Source organism: Streptomyces sp. NPDC092296, assembly GCF_044755465.1.
In the GTDB taxonomy this organism is placed as follows: Bacteria; Actinomycetota; Actinomycetes; order Streptomycetales; family Streptomycetaceae; genus Peterkaempfera.
The window spans coordinates 878,279-899,439 of record NZ_JBIVRB010000001.1; the positions used below are offsets into that span (position 1 = coordinate 878,279).

20 protein-coding genes, 1 tRNA gene and 1 pseudogene are annotated in these 21,161 nt (G+C 71.8%); 11 read left to right on the forward strand and 11 right to left on the reverse strand.

The genetic code is table 11. The features are described 5' to 3' along the window. Window positions 1-429: 429 nt before the first annotated feature. The 4 genes from ACIQGZ_RS04080 to ACIQGZ_RS04095 all read right to left on the reverse strand — a co-directional run bounded on the left by ACIQGZ_RS04080 (window position 430) and on the right by ACIQGZ_RS04095 (window position 5,148). Window positions 430-1,716, reverse strand: a complete 1,287-nt coding sequence (locus tag ACIQGZ_RS04080) for an ABC transporter substrate-binding protein (RefSeq protein ID WP_402599198.1) — start codon at window positions 1,714-1,716, stop codon at window positions 430-432. Window positions 1,717-2,082: 366 nt separating this feature from the next. Then, a complete protein-coding gene (locus tag ACIQGZ_RS04085; RefSeq protein WP_402599199.1) occupies window positions 2,083-2,973 on the reverse strand; it encodes an ABC transporter permease in 891 nt (296 codons plus the stop codon). Further along, on the reverse strand, window positions 2,960-3,952 hold the full coding sequence (locus ACIQGZ_RS04090; protein WP_402599201.1) for an ABC transporter ATP-binding protein: 993 nt from the start codon (window positions 3,950-3,952) through the stop codon (window positions 2,960-2,962). The genes ACIQGZ_RS04085 and ACIQGZ_RS04090 overlap by 14 nt, the downstream gene beginning before the upstream one ends. Then, a complete protein-coding gene (locus tag ACIQGZ_RS04095) occupies window positions 3,952-5,148 on the reverse strand; it encodes an outer membrane lipoprotein carrier protein LolA (RefSeq protein WP_402599203.1) in 1,197 nt (398 codons plus the stop codon). The genes ACIQGZ_RS04090 and ACIQGZ_RS04095 overlap by 1 nt, the downstream gene beginning before the upstream one ends. 271 nt (window positions 5,149-5,419) lie before the next feature. Here ACIQGZ_RS04095 and ACIQGZ_RS04100 point away from each other — a divergent pair, with 271 nt between their 5' ends. The 4 genes and pseudogenes from ACIQGZ_RS04100 to ACIQGZ_RS04115 all read left to right on the forward strand — a co-directional run. After that, window positions 5,420-8,056, forward strand: a complete 2,637-nt coding sequence (locus tag ACIQGZ_RS04100; RefSeq protein ID WP_402599204.1) for a bifunctional FO biosynthesis protein CofGH — start codon at window positions 5,420-5,422, stop codon at window positions 8,054-8,056. Window positions 8,057-8,169: 113 nt separating this feature from the next. Beyond that, window positions 8,170-9,279, forward strand: a complete 1,110-nt coding sequence (locus ACIQGZ_RS04105) for an ADP-ribosylglycohydrolase family protein (RefSeq protein ID WP_402599205.1) — start codon at window positions 8,170-8,172, stop codon at window positions 9,277-9,279. A 169-nt stretch (window positions 9,280-9,448) separates the two neighbouring features. Next, window positions 9,449-10,732, forward strand: coding sequence for an ATP/GTP-binding protein (locus tag ACIQGZ_RS04110; RefSeq protein ID WP_402599206.1), 1,284 nt, complete (start codon window positions 9,449-9,451; stop codon window positions 10,730-10,732). 36 nt (window positions 10,733-10,768) lie between these two features. Further along, window positions 10,769-11,284: pseudogene (locus ACIQGZ_RS04115) on the forward strand (RloB family protein); the annotation flags it as partial. Window positions 11,285-11,398: 114 nt separating this feature from the next. On the opposite strand, the gene ACIQGZ_RS04120 reads toward ACIQGZ_RS04115, so the two are convergent. The 3 genes from ACIQGZ_RS04120 to ACIQGZ_RS04130 form a co-directional block, all read right to left on the reverse strand. Next, window positions 11,399-11,626, reverse strand: coding sequence for a DUF397 domain-containing protein (locus ACIQGZ_RS04120; RefSeq protein WP_402599207.1), 228 nt, complete (start codon window positions 11,624-11,626; stop codon window positions 11,399-11,401). Further along, window positions 11,613-12,482 carry a helix-turn-helix domain-containing protein gene (locus ACIQGZ_RS04125; protein WP_402599209.1) on the reverse strand — a complete coding sequence of 290 codons (870 nt, stop codon included), beginning with the start codon at window positions 12,480-12,482 and terminating at the stop codon, window positions 11,613-11,615. The genes ACIQGZ_RS04120 and ACIQGZ_RS04125 overlap by 14 nt, the downstream gene beginning before the upstream one ends. Window positions 12,483-12,685: 203 nt before the next feature. Beyond that, window positions 12,686-13,429 (reverse strand): GPP34 family phosphoprotein, encoded by a 744-nt coding sequence (locus tag ACIQGZ_RS04130; RefSeq protein WP_402599210.1) that lies wholly within the window; start codon window positions 13,427-13,429, stop codon window positions 12,686-12,688. Between the two features lie 259 nt (window positions 13,430-13,688). Here ACIQGZ_RS04130 and ACIQGZ_RS04135 point away from each other — a divergent pair, with 259 nt between their 5' ends. The 3 genes from ACIQGZ_RS04135 (at window position 13,689) to ACIQGZ_RS04145 (ending at window position 16,753) form a co-directional block, all read left to right on the forward strand. Then, the gene (locus ACIQGZ_RS04135; RefSeq protein WP_402599211.1) at window positions 13,689-15,899 is read left to right on the forward strand and encodes a D-alanyl-D-alanine carboxypeptidase; all 2,211 of its coding nucleotides are present in this window, start codon (window positions 13,689-13,691) and stop codon (window positions 15,897-15,899) included. A gap of 130 nt (window positions 15,900-16,029) precedes the next feature. After that, window positions 16,030-16,608, forward strand: coding sequence for a pyridoxamine 5'-phosphate oxidase family protein (locus ACIQGZ_RS04140; RefSeq protein ID WP_402599213.1), 579 nt, complete (start codon window positions 16,030-16,032; stop codon window positions 16,606-16,608). Between the two features lie 71 nt (window positions 16,609-16,679). After that, window positions 16,680-16,753 (forward strand) — tRNA-Met (locus ACIQGZ_RS04145). Between the two features lie 72 nt (window positions 16,754-16,825). Here ACIQGZ_RS04145 and ACIQGZ_RS04150 read toward each other — a convergent pair. The 4 genes from ACIQGZ_RS04150 to ACIQGZ_RS04165 form a co-directional block, all read right to left on the reverse strand. Further along, window positions 16,826-17,497, reverse strand: a complete 672-nt coding sequence (locus tag ACIQGZ_RS04150; protein WP_402599214.1) for an exonuclease domain-containing protein — start codon at window positions 17,495-17,497, stop codon at window positions 16,826-16,828. 142 nt (window positions 17,498-17,639) lie between these two features. Beyond that, a complete protein-coding gene (locus ACIQGZ_RS04155; protein WP_402599215.1) occupies window positions 17,640-18,245 on the reverse strand; it encodes a hypothetical protein in 606 nt (201 codons plus the stop codon). Then, window positions 18,242-18,553 carry a hypothetical protein gene (locus ACIQGZ_RS04160; protein ID WP_402599216.1) on the reverse strand — a complete coding sequence of 104 codons (312 nt, stop codon included), beginning with the start codon at window positions 18,551-18,553 and terminating at the stop codon, window positions 18,242-18,244. Before ACIQGZ_RS04160 ends, ACIQGZ_RS04155 begins: the two co-directional genes overlap by 4 nt. 539 nt (window positions 18,554-19,092) lie before the next feature. Next, window positions 19,093-19,320, reverse strand: a complete 228-nt coding sequence (locus tag ACIQGZ_RS04165; protein WP_402599217.1) for a hypothetical protein — start codon at window positions 19,318-19,320, stop codon at window positions 19,093-19,095. Between the two features lie 120 nt (window positions 19,321-19,440). On the opposite strand from ACIQGZ_RS04165, the gene ACIQGZ_RS04170 reads away from it, so the two are divergent. The 4 genes from ACIQGZ_RS04170 (at window position 19,441) to ACIQGZ_RS04185 (ending at window position 21,152) form a co-directional block, all read left to right on the forward strand. Beyond that, complete coding sequence (locus ACIQGZ_RS04170) at window positions 19,441-20,265, forward strand: Scr1 family TA system antitoxin-like transcriptional regulator (RefSeq protein ID WP_402599218.1); 825 nt, start codon at window positions 19,441-19,443, stop codon at window positions 20,263-20,265. Next, window positions 20,262-20,486 carry a DUF397 domain-containing protein gene (locus ACIQGZ_RS04175; RefSeq protein ID WP_402599220.1) on the forward strand — a complete coding sequence of 75 codons (225 nt, stop codon included), beginning with the start codon at window positions 20,262-20,264 and terminating at the stop codon, window positions 20,484-20,486. Before ACIQGZ_RS04170 ends, ACIQGZ_RS04175 begins: the two co-directional genes overlap by 4 nt. Before the next feature lie 171 nt (window positions 20,487-20,657). Further along, window positions 20,658-20,894 carry a DUF397 domain-containing protein gene (locus ACIQGZ_RS04180; RefSeq protein ID WP_402599221.1) on the forward strand — a complete coding sequence of 79 codons (237 nt, stop codon included), beginning with the start codon at window positions 20,658-20,660 and terminating at the stop codon, window positions 20,892-20,894. Between the two features lie 39 nt (window positions 20,895-20,933). Further along, on the forward strand, window positions 20,934-21,152 hold the full coding sequence (locus tag ACIQGZ_RS04185; protein ID WP_402599223.1) for a DUF397 domain-containing protein: 219 nt from the start codon (window positions 20,934-20,936) through the stop codon (window positions 21,150-21,152). Window positions 21,153-21,161: the final 9 nt, after the last annotated feature.

Genomic DNA, 21,161 nt, shown 5'->3' on the forward strand with positions numbered 1-21,161 from the left:
CGGGGAACTGCGCGACAAGCCACGTACCGCCCGAGCCGCAAGGCGTTGATCAGCCAGGCAGCACCTGGGGGCGCGGGGAACTGCGCGACAAGCCACGTACTGCCCGAGCCCTGAAACTTTGACCAACCAGGCACCACCCGGGGGCGCGGGGAACTGCGCGACAAGCCACGTACCGCCCGAGCCGCAAGGCGTTGATCAGCCAGGCAGCACCTGGGGGCGCGGGGAACTGCGCGACAAGCCAGGCACCACCCGGGCCGGAAAGTGCTGATCAACCAAGCACCACCCAGGGGCACGGGGAACCGTCCGCTCGGCCCACTACAAAAGTGGGGGGTTCCTCGCGCAGTTCCTCGCGCCCCTGGGGTGGCGCAGTTCCTCGCGCCCCTGAGGCCCGCCGGGCCGTGGGCGGGGCGGCCCGGCGGGGGGGTGAGGTCAGCGGTTGTGCTTCTGTGCGGCGGCAACCAGCGCGCTCTGGAAGGAACTGACCTGCCGGCGCTTGAGGAAGCTGGTGATGGCGTCGTCGATCGCCGTGTTCCACGCGTTGTTGGCGACCACGCCGTGGGTGAGCGAGCCGACGATCCGGCAGCGCTTCCACTCGTCCATCGACCACCGCGCGTACTCGCCGAACAGCGAGCGGTCGTCCTCGGTCAGATTGGTGAGGGTCGGGATGGACCCCTTGGCGCCGTTGAAGCCGAGTTGGCCGCCCTTGCTGCCGCACTCCTTGAGCCAGATCAGTGCGGCGTCGCGGTGCTTGGCGCCCTTGGGCAGCGTGAAGGAGTCGGACAGGAACTGGAAGCTCCCCGCCGTCCCCGGCACGGCCGCCCATTCGTAGTCGGTGTGGGCCTGGAGACCCTGGGTCAGCTTCAGGCTGCCCTCGGCCCAGTCGCCCATGATCTGGTAGGCGGCCTTGCCGTTGCCGAGCAGGGTGCTGGCCGCGTCCCAACTCTTGGCGGGCGAGGAGACATTGGTGAAGGTCAGCACCTGGTGGTAGTTCTCCAGGGCCTCCTTGACCTTGGGCGCCCGCCAGTCCGCGCCCGGCTGCCAGAGCGCGGTCCAGTCGTCCGGGCCGAGTGTGGAGAGCATCACCGTCTCCAGCAGGTGCTTCACGGTGAAGGCGTCCGCGAGGACCAGCGGTATCGTGCCGCCGGCCACCTTGACCTTCTGGAGGTTCTCCAGGAAGGACGCGAAGGTCTTGGGCGCCGGGTCGGCGCCCGCCGCCTTGAGCACGCTCGGATTCGACCACAGCATGTTGGCCCGGTGGATGTTGACCGGCACCGAGTAGAACTTGCCCTCCGAGCTGATCAGGGGCAGCAGCTGCTTGGGGAAGAGGTCCTTCCACTTCTGCTCTTCATAGAGCGCGTTCAGGTCCTCCAGTTGACCGGCGGCTATGTAGTCGGAGAGTTCGGCACCCGCGTGGCCCTGGAAGGAGTCGGGCGGATTGCCCTGGGAGAGCCGCTTGGCCAGCTCCGCCTTGGCATTCACGCCGGCGCCGCCCGCGACAGCGCGGTTGACGAACCTGATGTTAGGTTGGTTGATCTTGAGGTCCGCGAGCAGCGCCTGAAGACCGGCGCTCTCCGACCCCTCGGTCCACCAGGAGAAGACCTCGACCTCCCCCGAGGGGGACGCAGAGTCGCCCCCCTTGCTGCCGCAGGCGGACAGCACTGCGGATCCTGCTACGGCCCCGGTGGCCAGCAGGAACGCCCTGCGGCTTATGGACATGTGTGGATCTCTCCCGTTCGTGCCGGAGGGATGCGTGCCACGGCGCTGAGGGGGGTACGCCGCGATGCCGACCGCGCCGCCGCCCGGTCCAGCGGGGACCTGAGGGGGGATCCACACGACCAGGCGCGGACAGCAGTACACGCTCGATGAGTTGCGGTCATCCCACCGGTGGAGTGGGAGGGGAGTCAAGCGGCGACCCAGTGTTTGAGACAAAAACAACCTTCCTTTCACGGAGAGAATTGTTTTCGTAGCCGTGCGTCACCGAAGTCACTGCCGGGCACCGTGTGTGCACGATCCGCAAATGGCCGAGAGGCCGTGCAAACAGCGGGCGAGGCCGTCCGGAGGGGACTTCCGGGCGGCCCGTTCTCAACTCGTGATGTCCCGGGCCCCGAAGCGGGCCCACGCGGCCGTGCCGAATACGGCCACGTACAAGCCTTGAAGGCTGAGATTGCGCAGGACATCGTGCAGGTACATGGGTTGGCGCAGCAGATCGGCGAAGCTCAGCCAGTAGTGCGGGAACAGCCAGGGCGCGATGGCGTGCAGTTGCGGGATGCCGTCCAGGATCTGCACGGTGATCACCAGGCCGACGGTGGCGGCCATGGCGGCGATCCCGCTGCCGGTCAGCGTCGACACGAACAGCCCCACCGCGACCAGCCCGGCCAGCGACAGCGCGACCACGCCGGCGATCAGCGCCGCCCGCAGCAGTGCCGCGCCGAAGGAGACGGAGTCGCCGGAGAGCAGCGTCACCCGGCCCAGCGGGAACAGCGCCGCGCCGGTGGCCAGCGCCGCCAGCGCCACCGTCAGCGTCGCCGCCGCGCAGAACACCAGCGCCGCGCAGAACTTCGCGAACAGCAGCCGGGTCCGGCCCGCCGGGGCCACCAGCAGATAGCGCAGGGTGCCGCCGCTCGCCTCACCGGCCACCGAGTCGCCGGCCACCACCGCCACCGTCATCGGCAGGAAGATCGGCAGCGTCGCGGCGAGCGCGGTGAAGACCAGGAAGAGGCCGTTCTGGGTGACCTGGGCGATGAACGCCGGGCCGCCGTCCCCGCCGCCGAGATGCCCGGTCTGCACCCGGACCACCACCCCGATCAGCACCGGCAGCGCGGCCAGGATGCCCAGCAGCGCCAGGGTCCGCGCCCGCCGGAAGGTGATCGACAGTTCGCTGCGGAACAGCGCCAGCACGCCCAGCGCGCTCTGCGGCCGCGGCCCGTACCGGACGGCCCCGGCCGCCGGCACGGAGGCATCAGCCCGCGACATCGAAACCCTCCCCGGTCAGCGCCACGAAGGCGTCCTCCAACGTGCCCCGCTCGGTGCCGAAGGAACGCACCCGCACCCCCGCCTCGACCAGTGCCGCGCACAGCTTGGGCAGCGGCTCGTCCGGTTCGGCGCCCCCGGCGGGCGGCTCGCCGTCCACCCGGTCGCCGGTGGTCCGCAGGTCGGTGACCCCGTGCGCGGCCAGCACCCGGGCGGCCTCCGCCGCGTCCGGGGTCAGCACCACCAGCCGGCCCCGGGTGCCCGCCGCCAGCTCCGCCACGGTGCCCTGCACCAGCAGCCGGCCCCGGGACATCACCGCCGCGTGGGTGCAGACCTGCTCGATCTCGTCCAGTAGATGGGAGGAGAGGAAGACCGTGGTGCCCTCGGCGGCGACCGCCCGCACCAGGGCCCGGATCTCCCGCATGCCCTGCGGGTCCAGCCCGTTGGTCGGCTCGTCCAGCACCAGCAGCTCGCGGGGGACCAGCAGGGCGGCGGCCAGGCCGAGCCGCTGCTTCATCCCCAGCGAGTACGCCCGCGCCTTCTTGCCCGCCGCAGCGGCCAGCCCCACCCGCTCCAGCGCCTCGGCCACCCGCCGGTCGCGGGTGCGCGGGTCCGCGGTGGGGTCGGCCGAGTCGAAGCGGACCAGGTTGTCCCGGCCGCTGAGGAACCCGTACAGCGCCGGGCCCTCGATCAGCGCGCCGACCCGGGGCAGCACCGTACGCACCGACTGCGGCATCGGCGCGTCCAGTACGGTCGCCATCCCGGCGGTCGGGGTGATCAGGCCCATCAGCATCCGGATGGTGGTGGTCTTGCCCGAGCCGTTGGGCCCCAGGAAGCCGAAGACGCTGCCGCGCGGCACCGAGAGGTCAAGCCCGTCCACGGCCAGCTGGCCGCCCCGGAAGCGCTTGGTCAGGCCCCGGGTGCGGATCACCTCGGCGGTGGGAGCCGGACGGACGGCCCGACCCCTCTCGGATGCGGTCACTACCGGGCCCCGGCCGCGTGCTCCAGGATCTGCGGCGTCACCGCGCCCACGTACACCGTGCCGTCGCCGGTGACCAGCGCGTTGACCACCCGGCTGCTCAGCAGCGACCCGCCGGGGACCTGCTTGCCGAAGCCCTTGACCAGGGCCAGGGCATCGCGGTCGCCGCCCTTGGCACCGACCGGGAGTCTGAAGGACGCCACACTGGTCCAGCCCCGGCCGGTGACGTTCAGCGCGTCGGCGCCCAGGCCGGGCAGCGCGCCCGCGGCCGGCTTGCCGCCGGTCGCCCGCTGCTCGGTGACCTTGGCGCCCTTGGGGGCGGTGAAGTCGAACGTCCCCGCCGCCGGCCGCCCGAACGACACCGAGCTGAAGTGCACGTCGAAGACCGGCTTGCCGCCGCCCGCCGGCTCCAGCAGCACCCGCAGCGGCACCCCGTTGCCCGCGTCCACCGCGATCCGCACCTCGCGGAGGGTGGAGCCCGCCTGCCGGGGCCGCACGCTCAGCTCGTACGCGCTGCGCCCCGCCACCCGGGCGGTGCCGTCCACCGACAGCGCGGTGTCCGACCCGGCCAGCGCCAGCACCTGCCGGGCGGCCTGCTGCGGCGTGGCCGCCGCCAGGCCGCCGGGCACCGCGTCGCCCTCCCGGCCGTGCCCGGCCGGGAGGGTCAGGTGCACCGCCTCGTTGGAGCTGCTGTCCCAGCCCCAGAGCTGGTCGCCGTTGTGCACGATCTCGTACTCGGACAGCTTGTCGAGCAGCCCCACCCGCTGCCGGCCCGGCCCGTCCACCGCCACCCGCAGCGTGTGGCTGCCCGCCAGCAGCCCGGTCAGCCGCGCCTCGGGGCCCGAAGCACGCCCCTGCCCGCCGCCGTGCTGCCCGCCCCCGCCGCCGCCCGGCAGCGCGCCGGACGCCCCGCCGTCCAGCAACCCCTGCGGCACACCCAGGTCGGCGCCGACCTGCACCGTGCCGCTCAGCGACCGCGCATCGGACCCCAGCACCCTGGCCACCAGCTGCTCGGCGCTCACCTTGGGCAGCGCCGGCGCGTCGGACCCGGAGGCCAGCGCCGGCACCAGGCCGATGGACGCCGCCGCCACCCCGGCCACCGCCACCGGCACCAGCACCCGCACCGCCCGGCGGCGCCCCGGCCCGCCCGGCGCGCCCGGCTCGTCGTCGGTCATCGGGTTCGTACGCTTCGCTGCCATCGCGGTCAGCCCCTCCGTCGGTACGTCTGCGGCGTGCCTCCCGGTATCCAGCATGCACCGGTGGGCCGCCTCCCGTCGTCATCCATTACAGGCGGTGGTCGCCGCCGGCGCATCGGCCCACGGGTGCAGAACCGGGTACACCCACGGGTCGGTGGACCCCGCCGCCGCATCGACCCAGGGGTGGAGCCGGCTACGCCTCCGGGTCGGCGGACCCCCGGGGACGGCTCGGGGCGGCCCCTGCGGTGTCCGTCCGCTGACGTATCGTCCCCTCATGACCGAGTCCAACAGCTCCGCCCCGCAGGCCGCCGCTCCCGCCGACCCGGCGGCCCCGACGTCCAACGCCATGCGGCGCGCCCTGCGCCGGGCCAGGGACGGGGTCGCCCTCGACATGACCGAGGCCGCCGTGCTGCTCCAGGCGCGCGGCGCCGACCTGCGGGACCTGTGCGCCTCCGCCGCCCGGGTGCGGGACGCGGGGCTGGCGGCGGCCGGGCGGCCGGGAGTGATCACCTACTCCCGGAAGGTCTTCATCCCGCTCACCCGGCTCTGCCGGGACAAGTGCCACTACTGCACCTTCGTCACCGTCCCCGGCAAGCTGCGCCGCGCGGGCCACGGGATGTACCTGTCGCCGGACGAGGTGCTGGACATCGCCCGGCAGGGCGCCGCGCTGGGCTGCAAGGAGGCCCTGTTCACCCTGGGAGACCGGCCGGAGGACCGCTGGCCGGAGGCGCGCGAGTGGCTGGACGCGCACGGCTACGACGACACCCTGGCGTACGTCCGGGCCATGGCGATCCGGGTGCTGGAGGAGACCGGTCTGCTGCCGCACCTCAACCCCGGGGTGCTCTCCTGGACCGACCTCCAGCGGCTCAAGCCGGTCGCCCCCTCCATGGGGATGATGCTGGAGACCACGGCCACCCGCCTCTGGTCGGAGCCCGGCGGCCCGCACCACGGCTCCCCCGACAAGGAGCCCGCCGTCCGGCTGCGGGTGCTGGAGGACGCCGGGCGCAGCGCCGTCCCGTTCACCACCGGCGTGCTGATCGGCATCGGTGAGACCTACGAGGAGCGCGCCGACGCCCTCTTCGCGATCCGCCGCACCGCCCGGCGCTACCAGGGCGTGCAGGAGGTGATCGTGCAGAACTTCCGCGCCAAGCCGGACACCGCCATGCGCGCCATGCCCGACGCCGAGCTGGAGGAGCTGGCCGCCGCCGTCGCGGTGGCCCGGCTGGTGCTCGGCCCGGCCGCCCGGCTCCAGGCCCCGCCGAACCTGGTGGACAGCGAGTACGCGCTGATCGTGGGCGCCGGCATCGACGACTGGGGCGGCGTCTCCCCGCTCACCCCGGACCACGTCAACCCCGAGCGCCCCTGGCCGCACATCGACGAACTGGCCGAGCGCACCGCCGCCGCCGGCTTCGAGCTGCGCGAGCGGCTCACCGTGTACCCGGAGTACATCCGGCGCGGCGAGCCCTGGCTCGACCCCCGGATCGTCCCGCATGTCACCGCGCTGGCCGACCCGGAGACCGGCCTGGCCCGCGAGGGCGTACTGCCGGTCGGCCTGCCCTGGCAGGAGCCCGACGACGCGTACGCCGCCACCGGCCGCACTGATCTGCACCGCACCATCGACACCACCGGCCGTACCACCGACCGCCGCGCCGACTTCGAGGACGTCTACGGCGACTGGGAGGCGCTGCGCGAGCAGGCCGCCCCGCACGCCGTGGACCGGTTCGACGCCGCCGTCGCGGAGCGGCTGGACCCCGACTGCCGCCAGGCACTGTCGGTGGCCGCCGACGACCCCACCCGGCTCACCGACGACCAGGCGCTGGCCCTGCTGCACGCCGACGGCCCGGCGCTGGACGCGCTGTGCCGGATCGCGGACGAGCTGCGCCGCGACACGGTCGGTGACACCGTGACGTACTGCGTCACCCGGAACATCAACTTCACCAATGTCTGCTACACCGGCTGCCGGTTCTGCGCCTTCGCCCAGCGCCGCACCGACGCCGACGCCTACACCCTGTCGCTGGACCAGGTCGCGGAGCGTGCCGCGCAGGCGTGGGAGGTCGGCGCCACCGAGGTCTGCATGCAGGGCGGCATCCACCCGGATCTGCCCGGCACCGCCTACTTCGACATCGCCCGCGCGGTGAAGCAGCGGGTGCCCGGCATCCATGTGCACGCCTTCTCCCCCATGGAGGTGGTCAACGGCGCCACCCGCACCGGCCTGTCGATCCGCGACTGGCTGACCGCCGCCAAGGAGGCGGGCCTGGACACCATCCCCGGCACCGCCGCCGAGATCCTGGACGACGACGTGCGGTGGATCCTCACCAAGGGCAAGCTGCCCGCCGCCACCTGGGTCGAGGTGGTCTCCACCGCCCATGAGCTGGGCATCCGCTCCTCCTCCACCATGATGTACGGCCATGTGGACACCCCCCGCCACTGGCTGGGCCATCTGCGGCTGCTGGCGGAGATCCAGCAGCGGACCGGCGGCTTCACCGAGTTCGTCACGCTGCCGTTCGTGCACACCAACGCGCCGGTCTACCTGGCCGGCATCGCCCGCCCCGGCCCCACCCCGCGCGACAACCGGGCGGTGATCGCGATGGCCCGGCTGCTGCTGCACCCGCACATCACCAACATCCAGACCAGCTGGGTGAAGCTCGGCAGCGAGGGCGCCGCCGAGATGCTCCGCTCCGGCGCCAACGACCTGGGCGGCACCCTGATGGAGGAGACCATCTCCCGGATGGCGGGCTCCGCGTACGGCAGCTACAAGTCGATCCGCGATCTGGAGGCCATCGCGGCGGCGGCGGGCCGCCCGGCCCGGCAGCGGACCACCACCTACGGCGAGGTGCCCGCCGAGCGCCGAGCGGCCGGGCTGGCCTCCGACGGGCACCTGCCGGAGCTGCTGCCGGTGCTGGAGAGCTGAGGGGCCGGGCCGCTTCGCCGGTCCTGCGGGGCCGCGCGCCGGGGTCTTCGCATACAGTTCCGGCGAAGCCATGGCCGGGCAGGGGGCCCGCCGGGACAGAGGAGGCACCCGTCGTGCAGGCACTCTGGTCGCGTGCGCAGGAGCAGGACTACCGCAGCCGGGTGCGCGGCTGCCTGCTCGGCGGCGCGGTCGGCGACGCCCTGGGCGCGGGGGTGGAGTTCGAGTCGCTGACGAAGATCCGGGCGGCCCACGGCCCGGCGGGCGTCACCGGCTACGTCCCCGCGTATGGGCGCCTCGGCGCCGTCACCGACGACACCCAGCTGAGCCTGTTCACCGTGGAGGGCCTGATCAGGGCCCATGTCCGCCGGGACACCGGGGTGTGGCACCCGCCGACCGACGTGCACGCCGCCTACCGCCGCTGGGCCGCCACCCAGCACGAGTGGGGGCCGGACGAGCGGCGGCCCGACTTGGGGTGGCTGGCCCGCGAGGAGTGGCTGTACGCGCAGCGGGCCCCCGGGCAGTCCTGCCTCTCCGGGCTGGAGGACGACCGGATGGGCACCCTGGACCAGCCCAGGAACCCGCACTCCAAGGGGTGCGGCACGGTGATGCGTTCGGCGCCGTTCGGCCTGCTGGTCGGCTGGGACCCGGCGCTGGTCTTCCAACTCGCCGTGGAGTGCGCGGTACTCACCCACGGCCACCCCACCGGCTATCTGGCGGCCGGGGCGCTGGCCGTCATCGTCCACACGGCGGCACGCGGCGGCGCCCTGGAGGAGGGCGTCCACGTGGCCCTGGCGCTGCTCTCCGAACGGCCGGGCAGCGAGGAGACCACCGCCGCGCTGCGGGGCGCGCTGGACGCCGTACGGGCCGGAGAGCCGTCGGCGGAGCGGGTGGAGTCGCTGGGTGAGGGCTGGGTCGCGGACGAGGCGCTGGCCATCGCGCTCTACTGCGCCCTGGTGGCCCAGGACGTACGCACCGGGCTGCTGCTGGCGGTGAACCACTCCGGCGACAGCGACTCCACCGGCGCGGTCTGCGGCAACCTGCTGGGCGTGCTGCACGGCGAGACGGCGCTGCCCCCCGAGTGGCTGGGCGAGCTGGAGGGCCGGGGCACCATCCTCACCCTGGCCGACGACTTCGCCCTGGAGATGACCCACGGCCCGGAACTCCACGGCCCCACCGCCCCCACCCCCACCCCCTGGACCACCCGCTACCCGGCCGTGCCCTGACCCGGCCGTGCCCTGACCCGGCCGTGCCCTGACCCGACCGTGCCCGCTCCGCGCGGCGGTGGTCCCTCCGTCGCGTGATGTTCCCCGCAGTTCGGTTGCCAGTGGCACTTCTGCGCGATTCACTTGCGCACAAGGCCGCTTTATCGCTCGAATGGAGGGGACGGGCACGTTGCTCAACTTCAGAGTGGCGAACCACCGCTCGATCCGGGAGGAACAGGAGCTACAGCTCCACCCGGTCTTCGACGCCGACCGACCGGCCGACACCGCCTGGGAAGCCGTTCCCGTTGCCGGGATCTTCGGTGCCAACGCGGCGGGGAAGTCCAACCTCATCGACGCGCTGGCGTACATGGCCCGGATGGTCGTGAACTCCCACCGCGACGCGGAACCCGACGGGGGCATCCAGCGCCAGCCGTTCCGCCTCGACGACACGGCAGGCGGCGAGCCGTCGTGGTACGTGGTGGATCTGCTGCTGGAGGGAGTCCGCCACACGTACGGCTTCAGCATCGACGACGAGCGGGTGGTCGACGAGTGGCTGCACAGCTACCCCCGGGGGAAGAAGCGCAAGGTCTTCCAGCGGACCGCCGAGGACGTGGACCCCGGCGACTCCCAGCCGAGACGTGAGCTGAAGCTGCTGGAGAGCATCACCGAGCCCAACGTCCTGTTCATGTCCATGGCCGCGCGTTCCAAGCAGGCGGACTTCCGGCCCGTCTACGACTGGTTCGCCAGAGGGCTCCAGTTCCGCCGACTGCGCGGGACGGGCTCCGTGAGCGAGGCGCTGCGCATGATGGAGGCCCCGGAGCGCTACCCCGATCTCATGCGACTGCTGCGGGCGGCCGACCTGGGGATCGAGGAGTGCGGCACCGAGCGAGTGCTCCTGGACGAGGACGAGTTGCGGCGGAGATACGGCGGGCGCCCCCTGCCACGCCGGTTCACCGAGCCGGAGGAGGGGCCGCGCGAGGTGGTACGCCCGTGGATGGGCCATCGCGGGCGCGCCGGCGTGGTGCAGTTGGACCTGCACGAGCAGTCGGCGGGTACCCGAGCGCTGCTGGAACAGGCCCCTCGCTTCCTGTCGGTGCTCCGCAGTGGCGGGACGTTCGTCGTGGACGAGATCGACTCCAGCCTGCATCCGCTGCTCACCGCACGGCTGATCGGCCTGTTCCAGGACCCGAGCACCAACCCGCACGGCGCCCAGCTGATCTTCACCACGCATGACGCGAGCCTGCTCGGCCGCACGGGCGGCGAGGACATCCTCAAGCGGGACCAGGTGTGGTTCGTGGAGAAGAACCAGTACGGCGAGACCGAGCTCTTCGCCCTCTCGGAGTTCAAGCCCCGCCAGGAGGAGAACCGGGAACGCCGCTACCTGGGCGGCAGTTACGGCGGGGTGCCGTTCATCGACGACGGCTTCGCCCAGGCTCTGGCGACACGAGGGGGGCGGGATGGCCAGGACGCCTAAACCGAGCCTTCCTTCGAGTCCCGGCTTGAGCGGAAGGTGGGGCAGCGTGAGCTCCGGCAGCGGTTGCTGGTCGTCTGCGGTGCCAAGGTGACCGAACGCGACTATGTGCAGGGACTGAAGTCCTCCGCCAGGAATCCGGCGGTCTCGGTCCGGATCGTCGAGCATCCCAAGGCGCCCTCGCAGGTGGTGGCCCACGCGGCCAAGCTGTTCGAGGACGCCTGCGGAGAGTACGACCAGGCGTGGTGCGTGCTGGACGTGGACGACTTCACGGACATCGAGCAGACGATGGCGGATGCCGCCCGCCAGGACGTCCAGGTCGCGCTGTCGAACCCCTGCTTCGAGCTGTGGCTGCTGCTGCACTTCACCGACCACCGCCGCCATACGCCGTCCTACAGCCAGCTCGTACCGCACCTGGACAGGCATGTGCCGGGCGGTTACACCAAGACCGGCCTTGTGTTCCGCCGTTACGAGGAGAGCTGGCGTGCGGCGGTCGACCGGGCGCGAGGGCTGGCTCCTGAGGGGAAGGAGCCGGAGGTGAATCCGTCCACCGGAATGTGGCGGCTCGCGCTCGCTGTCGGTGGTCCGGAGCAGGGCGCAGGATGCGGCCGTGCCCGCTCCGTGTGGCGGTGGGGCCGTGGGCGGAGCGGGCACGGGTGGGCGGCCGGGTCAGGCGGCGTCGAAGACCGCCCGGCCGGCCGCCGCGACGAACGCGGCCCACGCCTCGGTGGAGAAGCGCAGCGAGGGCCCCTGGGGGTCCTTGGAGTCGCGCACCGCGACGGAGCACGGTACGGCCGCCACCTCCACACACTGGCCGTTGGCCCCGCTGTAGCTGCTCTTGCGCCACACCGGGGCGGTGCTGTCGGCGTTGTCGGCGCTGTCGTTACCCGCGTACATCTTCTGCGTACTCCCTCGCGTACCTGGCTATCAGCGACCGGGTATCCGTGACGCTGAGCGCCGCGGCCATCAAGTGGTCGTACAGACCGGTATAGCGATGGACGTCGGCTTCCTTCTCCAGGTAAAGGTCGCTTGTCACTCCTTCGAGGTACACAACGGCGGTATCCGCGGACTCGGGGAACTCCAGGATGGAGAATGCGCCGGTCATACCGGGGTGGGCGCCCTTCTCGAACGGGATCACCTGAAGGTTGACGTGCGGCTCCTCGCAGACGTCGGCCAGGTGCGCCAGTTGAGCAGCCATCACCTCGCGGCTGCCGACCACCCGGCGCAGCGCGGCCTCGTCCACCACCGCCCAGAAGTTCTCCAGCGGGTCGGCGCCCCGCAGCCGCTGCTGCCGCTGCATCCGCACCTCGACCCTGCGCTGCACCGCCTCCAGGTCGGTGTCGGGCTGAATGCCCATCACCACGGCCTGCGCATACTCCGGGGTCTGGAGCAGGCCGGGCACGAACGACGACTCGTAGTTGCGGACGGCCGACGCCTCCGCCTCCAGCCCGATGTAGACGCTGTACGGGATGTCGCCGAAGGCATGCCACCAGCCGCGCTGCCGCGACTCCTTGGCCATCGCCATCAGGCTCTCGCGCAGCAGCTCGTCCTGCACGCCGTAGACGTCGCACAGGTCGCGGACATCGCGCTGGCTGATGCTGCGCCGCCCGTTCTCCAGCCGGCTGATCTTGGACTGCGAGACCATCAGCCGACCGGCCACCTCCTCGGCGGTCATCGCCTTCTGCTCACGCAGACGGCGAAGCTCCGCGCCGAGCCTGCGGCGGCGCACTGTCGGATTGATGCTGGCGGACACGTCGACCTCCGGCCGGTCCTCACGGTCGTTGCAACCCCTCAACGGCACGAGCATGCCATCTGGGATCATGCCGCCGCCGGGGAATTGACCCAGCTCATCGGATCGGGTCGGGCGCCGCCGGGTCCGGCGGCATGCCGAAGGGCGGTCGATCGGCGCGCCTTCCGCCGTCGACCGCCCTGCGCGGCCCTGGCAACTCCATCGGGCTAGAGCGCACCCGCCTGGGCCATGTCGTGTCCGGCGGGTGCCGCGCCCTGTCCGGCGGGTGCGCGTCCACCGGCCGCGCGCGATCCCGTCCTGGAGCCGGCGCCCCGCTGTGCCTGCGCCGGCAGGCCGTTCTGCACATCCATCACCGCATGCGCGACCATCCCGTTCAGCGGGTCGTAACGGATCAGGTCGCGCAGTCGCGACCTGGACGAACGGCCCTCGTTGCCCGGATAGAGGTGTTTGCCCAGCCCGACCGAGTGCGCCAGGGCGGCCAGTGCCGCCGTCCGTGGGTCCGGTGGCACGCCCGTCTTGATGGCCGTGTCCAGGCGCTGCTTGATCGCGTTGTTGGTGCACTCGTCGGACGCCTGGTAACGCGTCGTCGGAAGCACCCCGCACACCTGGCCCGGCACCGCCGTCACCATGCCGCACCGCTCCAGGTGCGCCAGGTACGTCTGGCGCAGCCCCAGCCGGGGCCCGCCGATCCAGTGCACGGCACGCACCGGACTGCCGCGCCTGCGCAGCAGTTCCAGGGCATGGTCCAGTGTCGGATCGCCGGTCGGCCGTGGCAGCACCACGGCGATCCGGTCTCCGTCCGGGACGATCCGTCCGGCCAGGGCCAGCTCGACGAGCTGTGCCCCGGCGAGTCCGAGGTCGAGGGTCTGCGGCTGCGCGGTGGTACCCGTGGCCGGGTCCAGTGCGAGCAGCAACAGCTCCTCGGGAATAGTTCTACGGCTCCTGCCCATCCAAGCCTCCCCGCGTGGATGAATGACAGCGTGACGCCTCTCACACCCTGCTGTCGAGGGCGCCTCTGAATCGTGACCTGGGAACCGGGGCCCCGATCGGGCTCGTCACTCACGTGAACGGGTGGTCGGACCCGGGAGAAACGCCGGTCGGACGGGTCTTGGACTGGCGACATCATGTTCGTGGCGGAGACTGTCCGCTGAGGGGCGGAACGCCGGTGCACTGGGCGTTCCGCCAGGAGTGTTGAGGAGGTTGGGTCACGTGGGCGAGTCCCCCGGCACGGTCGAGCGCGATGAGGAGCGCCGACGCGCCGATCCGGACGGTGTGTCTTCGGTGGAGTCGCTGCCGGACGACGACGGCAGCGGTCCGCTGGAGAGCGCGGAGGAGCAGCGGAGCGGTGCGGCGGACGGAACGGCGGTCGCCAAGGGCGACTCCACCGTCCAGCTGCGGGTCCGGGACGGCGGCGACAGCGCCACCCGGATGCTGCGCCTGCCCGTCGACAGCCCCACCCGGATGCTGCGGTTGCCGGACAAGGCGGCGAAGGCGGACGGGGACGGGGACGGCGACGCGCCGGAGCCCGAGTCCGCGCCCGAGTCCCGGCCGGAGTCCGGGTCCCGGCCGGAGTCCGGGTCCCGGCCGGGGTCCGGGTCCGGGTCCCGGTCTGAGTCCCGGTCTGGGGACGGTACGGACGGCGCCGGCGCGGCGGCGGAGCAGGCCGGGGACGCCCCGGCCGACCCCCGGCTCGCCGTACGGGCCGACCGTACGTCGTCGGGGGCACCGAAGGCCGTGGATGACGGCGTGGCGGGGCCGGGGAGCGCCCCGGAGGCGGCCGAGGCAGCAGCGGACGACGAGGACGCTGCCGAGGCCGTGGTGGTCGTGGCGGTGCCCGAGGCGCCGGCGGAGCGGGTCAAGGCCAAGTCCGAGCCCAAGCCCAAGCCCGAGCCCAAGGCCGGGGCCGGGCGTGCGACGGAGGCGGCCAAGGCCGAGGCCCAGCCCGAGCCCGAGCCTGCGGCTGCGGCTGCGGCCGAGCCTGCCGCCCCGGTGAAGCCGGCCGAACCCGCGCCCGCCCTGGCCGCCGCCGCTGCCCCCGCCCGCCCGGCGTACGTACCGCCGAGCCCGGCGGCGCAGCCCCCGCAGCCCCAGCCCCAGCCGTGGTCCCAGCCCCTGCCCGAGCCCACGCCCGAGCCCACGCCGGAGACCACCTCCGAGGCCATGCAGGTGCTGGCGGCCCTCAGCGCCCGCCCGATGACGCCGCTGCGCCGCGCGGTGAAGCGGATCACCATCTGGACGGTCTTCCTCGCCGTCGTCCTCGCCGTGCTGTGCGCCGCCCAGCTGCTGCGCCCGCTGCCGGACCCGGAGGTGAAGTCCACCGCCGCCACCTCGTACGCCTTCCCCGGCGGCAAGCCCGACCTGCCCTGGCCGACCGAGGGCCAGGCCGTCGCCGAGGTCTACGGCCTGGGCGGCCTGGGCCACTTCGGGCCGGACACCCCCGCGCCGATGGCCAGCGTCACCAAGGTGATGACGGCCTACATCGTGCTGCGCGACCACCCGCTGAAGCTGGGTGAGACCGGCCCGAAGATCACCGTCGACAAGCAGGCCGCCTCCGACTACGACACCGGCACCGCCGAGGGCGAGTCGGTGGTCAAGGTCAAGGCGGGCCAGAAGATCACCGAGTACGAGGCGCTCCAGATGCTGATGCTGCCCTCGGCCAACAACATCGCCCGGCTGCTCGGCCGCTGGGACGCGGGCTCGCAGCAGGCGTTCGTCCGGAAGATGAACGCCACCGCCAAGCAGCTCGGCATGACCAAGTCGACGTACACCGACCCCAGCGGCCTGGAGGCGACGACCAAGACCACCGCCAACGACCAGCTGAAGCTGGCCGAGAAGGTGCTGCAGAACGACGTCTTCCGGCAGGTCGTCGGCACCCCCGACGCGGTGCTGAGCGACGGGCAGCGGATCTTCAACACCAACCAGCTGCTCACCACCGGCCATGGCGTCATCGGTGTGAAGACCGGTTCCAGCACCCCGGCGGGCGGCTGCCTGATGTGGGCGGCCGAGAAGAAGGTCGGCGGCACCACGCAGCTGATCATCGGGGTGGTGATGGGCCAGCAGGGTCCGCAGATCCTGCAGAAGGTGATAGACGTCAGCGGCGCCATGATCGCGAGCGTGCAGCGGAACCTCACCGCCCACACCGTGCTGAAGAAGGGCGACGTGGTCGGCTACGTGGACGACGGGCTGGGCGGGCAGGTCCCGGTCACGGTGGCCAAGGACGTCACGGTGGCGGGCTGGTCCGGGCTCACGGTGGACTTCGCCATGACCCCGGCCGCCGGGCTGCCGCACACCGCCAAGGCCGGCACCCGGGTCGGTACGGTCACGGCGGGCAGCGGCGAGGGCCGGGTGGAGGTGCCGGTGGTGCTCCAGCACGACCTGGCGCCGCCGTCGATCGCCTCCCGGCTGACCCGGCTGCTCTGAGTACCCCGGCTGCTCTGAGTACTCCGAACGCCCCGACGGGGGCCCGGACGGCCCGACCGCCGTCCGGGCCCCCGTCCGCATCCTGGGCGCCCCCTGTCCCGACGGGCGGGCGGGGGTTCAGCATGAAGGCATGGCGACAGTGCATGAGGGGATCGGTCACCGGCTGCGGAAGTTCATCGAGGAGCAGGTCGTCTTCTTCGTGGGCACCGCCCCGCTGGACGGCGACGGGCACGTCAACATCTCGGCCAAGGGCACCAAGGGGTCGCTCGCCGTACTGGACGAGCACACCGTCGCGTACCTGGACTTCACCGGCAGCAGCGCGGAGTCCATCGCGCACCTGCGGGAGAACGGCCGGATCACCCTGATGTGGTGCTCCTTCACCGCCAAGCCCAATGTGGTGCGGGTGCACGGCCGGGGCGAGACGGTGTTCCGCGACGACCCGCGCTGGGACGGCCTGATCGGATACTTCCCGGACGTCACCGGGCTCCCGGGCGCCCGCGCGATCGTGGTGGTGCACGCGGAGCGGGTCAGCGACTCCTGCGGCTACTCGGTGCCCTTCATGGAGTACCGGGGCGAGCGTGATCTGCTGGTCGAGTACTTCGGGCGGCGGGAAGAGGGGTTCCACGCCGACTACGTCGAGCGGAAGAACGCCGTCAGCATCGACGGCCTGCCGGCCATGCCCGTCCCACTGCCGCCCCGCAGCTCCTGACGGCCCGCCGGAGCGGCGCCGGGACCGCGTTTGCGCCGATCAACGCGATGGCGTAGCGTTCAGCATGTCGACGCGGGGTGGAGCAGCTCGGTAGCTCGCTGGGCTCATAACCCAGAGGTCGCAGGTTCAAATCCTGTCCCCGCTACTTCGACCGGAGGCCCGGCAGCCCAGCTGCTGGGCCTCCGGCATGCCCGCCTCCGGCAACGCGCCCGCTGCGCTACGCGACTCCGAACGGCCCGAAACCATCGTCCTCCGTTGGGGTCGGCTGGGGTGCTCCGGGTAGGCCGGTCGGGACGGCGATGGCTGCCATGTCGGTCCAGGTCGGGTAGTGCCGTGCGAGGTGGTGCAGCAGGAGCGCGGTCGCGATGGCGTCGTAGGCGGCTCGGTGACGCCTGCCGGGGATGGCGCGGGTGTCGATCGCGCAGTGGTCGATCAGCGCGTCGAGCCCGTGGCCGGGGGCGTCCGGGAGGGTGGCGCGGGCCAGGCGGAGGGTGTCCAGTACCCCTGCGGGTTGCCAGCCGGGTAGGTGCCGGGTCAGTGCGCTGTATTCCACTGTGGCGGAGTGGGCGACGATCCAGGCCCCGTCAAGCAGCTCGCGGACCTGGCCGGCCACCCGGCCCCAGGTGGGGGCCTCGGCTACGTCGGCGTCGTGAATTCCGTGGATGCGGGCCACCCGTTCCTGAATGGGACGGGGCGGGCGGATGAGCCACTGGTGAGCTGCCCCCGGCTGTCCGCCGGAGACGGGGACGGCGGCGATCTCGATCAGGTCGGGCGGAGCGTGTCCGTTGCCTTCGACATCCACGACGAACAGCCGGGTGGGCCAGGTTTCGTTCAATTCAGGTGCTTTTCTGCTCGGCTGGCCGATGCCTGCATGGCCGTGCTCTGCCACTGTCAGGCCAGCCGTCGCGATAGCCGGTGCCCGAGCGCTCCGCGAGGAGCACCTGCCCTTCGCGGATCAGGATGATCATGGCGTCGTTGATTGGGCGCTGAGGTGTCACGGGTCCTCCGGAAGGGGGGCTGTGGGTTGCGGGCTAGCCGTGGATGGTTTCGGGGGTGCAGCCGATGAGTTCGCGGACGAGTTGGGTGGCGATGGTCCAGGGGAGGGCGCTGCGGTCGGTGTACGGGACGGTGTCCATCTGCTGGGGCACGGCGGTGCCGGGGCGACTGCGGAAGTAGCGCTGTCCGAAGACGCCGATGACGGCTGAGTGTTTGACGCGCATCAGGGTGTGGCTGGTGCGCAGGTGGGGGCAGGCGTGGGCGGCGGTGTCGGCGCAGGGGCGGCAGATGGGTGGGTTGGTGGTGACCTCTTCGCCGGACTGGCTCGGCGGGGTGCCGGGGAGGAGCCAGAGCACGCCCGCTTCGCTGATGTCCGGGGGTCCGGCGCAGACCTGGCAGAGGAGGTGGGTCTGGGCGTGGCGTTGGCGGGGGGTGTGGATGGCGCCGAAGCGGGGGTGTCCGGTGCCGGGTCTGGTGTCCTGGCGGGCCCACAGGACGCCGTGGTCGTCGCGGTCCTGGGGTCGTTCGGGTGCGCCGTCGAAGTAGATGAGGCCGGTGCCGGTGGAGATGACGGGGGCGCTGGCGAGCCTGATCCTCTCGTGCTGCCAGGCGGCGATGTAGGGGACGGTGGGGGGTTTCATGGTGTCTTCCCGGGGCTGGGGGTCGGGGTCCAGGTCGGGTCGGCCTGGCGTTGGCGGTGGAGTCGGGCGAGGGCTCTGAGCTGCTGGCGGTCCCAGGCGGAGCCCTTGCGGAGCCGGCGGTAGTGGGTGGACCAGGTGTATCCGGTGGGGCGTCCGAGTTCGACGTGGGCGCCGTGGACGGCCCGGACGACACCGGGCCCGTCGAACTCCCGGTCGTAGACCACGGCCCCGGTGCGGACCTCCCTGGGGGTGGCGAAGCCATGGGCCCCGGCCGGGCCGGCGACGGGCTGTGCGCGGGTGCGGTGCACGGGGCGTCTCCTTATACGTATCGGCGTACTCGGCGGGGGCGCCGGTGGCGGGGACCGGCGGCCTTGGGCTGCGGGGCGGGGTGGGTTCCCCGGGCGTTGTGCACGATCCGGTCGTGCAGCACGCTGATGCAGGGGCCGCACCAGTACATGTCCGCCGTGACGCGGCCGGCGGTCTGCGCGGGACCGACCCACAGCACCCGGACCCACGGCGACCCGCACCACCCCCAACACGGTCCCCACACCCAGGAGTTGGACGCAGGGGCCGGGTGTTCCTGTCTGTGGCGGTGCACGGGTGGGCTACCTCCTGTGGGAGGTCTCGTGCCGCTCCCGGCTGGCGGCGTTGGCCCTGGCCGCTTCCGCTCGGAGGCGTTCCCTGGGGCCGGCGGGTCGGATGTCCTTGGGCCTGGCCGTCCATTCGCATCCGCCCTGTGGTGGGCGGAGGAAGTAGCGGCCGCGTTCGAAGGCCATGACGACGCCTACGCGGTCGAGTGCGGAGTCGTGGGCCAGGTCCCCGATCTGCGGGGCGGCGGGAGTGTCCATCAGGCTTCGCCCCGGATCGCGGCGGCCAGGGCGAGGGCGGTCTCGGCGGTGCAGGTGCCGAGTTCGACCAGCGGCAGCCCGCGAACGGGGAACGCGCCCTGGAGGTGGGGGAGGACGATTCCCCTGTCGCCAAGGGCTGCGGCCAATTTCAGCGCGGCGGCCTTGCCGGCCAACAGGGGGTCGTCGGTGGGTGCCGCCGGGGGCGGAGGCATGGGCGTAGTACGCATGGAGGACCTACTTTGTACTGGGAGTACGTCACTGTCTGCGTATAGATAGTCACGCACACCGCCCGGAAGTTGGTAGCCTCATATCTCCCGAAGTCAGGTACGGGGGAAGGGGATTGGCATATGCCGAAGGTTAATAAGCTGGACGGACAGAAGTCCGCCAGACATCTGTTCGGCAAGGAGATGCGCGACCGGCGCCTTCAGGTCCGCTGGTCTCAGGAGGTGCTGGGAAAGAAGGTCGGATTCACCGACAGTCATATTTCCCGGATTGAGAACGCGGAGTCGATGCCGCCGCCGGAGTTGGTCGAACAACTCGATCAACTATTTGACACGGATGTGTTCACAAAGGTGTACGGGCTGGCCCGGACCGAGCAGCATCCGGACAAGTACCAGCGCCGAATGGAGCTGGAGGCGAAGGCTCGCCGGATCGAGGAGTACGCCGGGCACGTGGTGCCCGGCCTGGTGCAGACTCGTGAGTACGCGCATGAGCTTTTCCGTGAGGCGAACCGCCGGGCCACCTCGGACGACATCCTGGGGCTGCTGGCCGCTCGCATGAGTCGGCAGGATCTGCTGCGGATCGCCCGGCCCGCGCATCTGTCCATGATCCTGGACGAAGCCGTCCTGCGCCGCCCCATCGGCGGGCCGGTGGTCATGCGGGCGCAGCTGGCCGTCCTGGCCCAGATGGCGGCTGGACCTGACGCCCTGGTGCAGGTGCTGCCCTTCAGCCATGGAGCGCACCCCCTTCTCGGTGGCTCGCTGGCCGTCTTTACCTTCGGTGACGGTTCCGGAGCCGCGTACGAGGAGAGCATTGCCACGGGGACGCTCCTCGAAGCTCAGGAGGATGTCGCAGAGCGTCGGCTCCAATACGATGAGGTGCGAGCCCACGCATTGTCCCCCCGCTCCTCGGAAGCTCTCATTAGAGAGGCAATGGAGGCACTGTCAACATGAGTACCATCCTCGCGCCCGCCCTGACCCTCGCTCAGTGGCGGAAGTCCAGCTACAGCAACGGCAATGGCGGCGGTTGCATCGAGATCGCCGAGCAGTACCCCGGCACCGTGCCCGTCCGGGACAGCAAGGACCCGGCCGGGCCTGCCCTGGTGTTCTCGGCGGACGCGTTCGCTGACTTCGTCCAGGCTGTCAACGCCGGTGAGTTCCCCACCCTGCTCTGACCGGCCCCGACCGAGCTGCGGCCCCCCTCCACTGGAGGGGGGCCTGCTTGTGCCATGGCCCGGTTCGGCTGAACCGGGTTGGCCGGATCGAACGCGTCTTGGTGTTGGCCCTGTTGCCCGCCGGAGCGAGCGGTGGAACGCTGCCGCCACACACCAGAGGGGGCGGCCAACATGATGGAGCAGCGCACGCCGGTGCTGGGGGCTGACGAGCTGGCCAGTGCGTCCTGGCACGTCAGCAGCTTCAGCGGCAGTGGGAACAACTGCCTGGAGCACGGAGCGTCCACTGCCTCGGGCATGCAGTTCGTGCGGGACACCAAGGACCGTGACGGCGGGACCCTTGCCTTCTCCGCCGCTGCATGGCAGGCGTTCGTCAAGGCTGTCGTGACGGAGGAGTTCGGCGCCGTCTGAGACCGCTTATCCCGCACCCGCCGAGTTCAAGGAGCCAGTATGAGTACCACCCCGGACCTCTCCCGTGCGAAGTGGGTCAAGTCGTCGTTCAGTGGGAATGGGGGTGCCAACTGTGTCGAGGTGGCGCCCGGCTTCCCGGGTGTCGTGCCCGTTCGGGACAGCAAGGACCCGGAGGGGGCGGCGTTGGTGTTTTCGGCGGATGCGTTCGCTGACTTCGTTTGGGCTGTCAACGCCGGTGAGTTTCCCACCCTGCTCTGACCGGCTCCG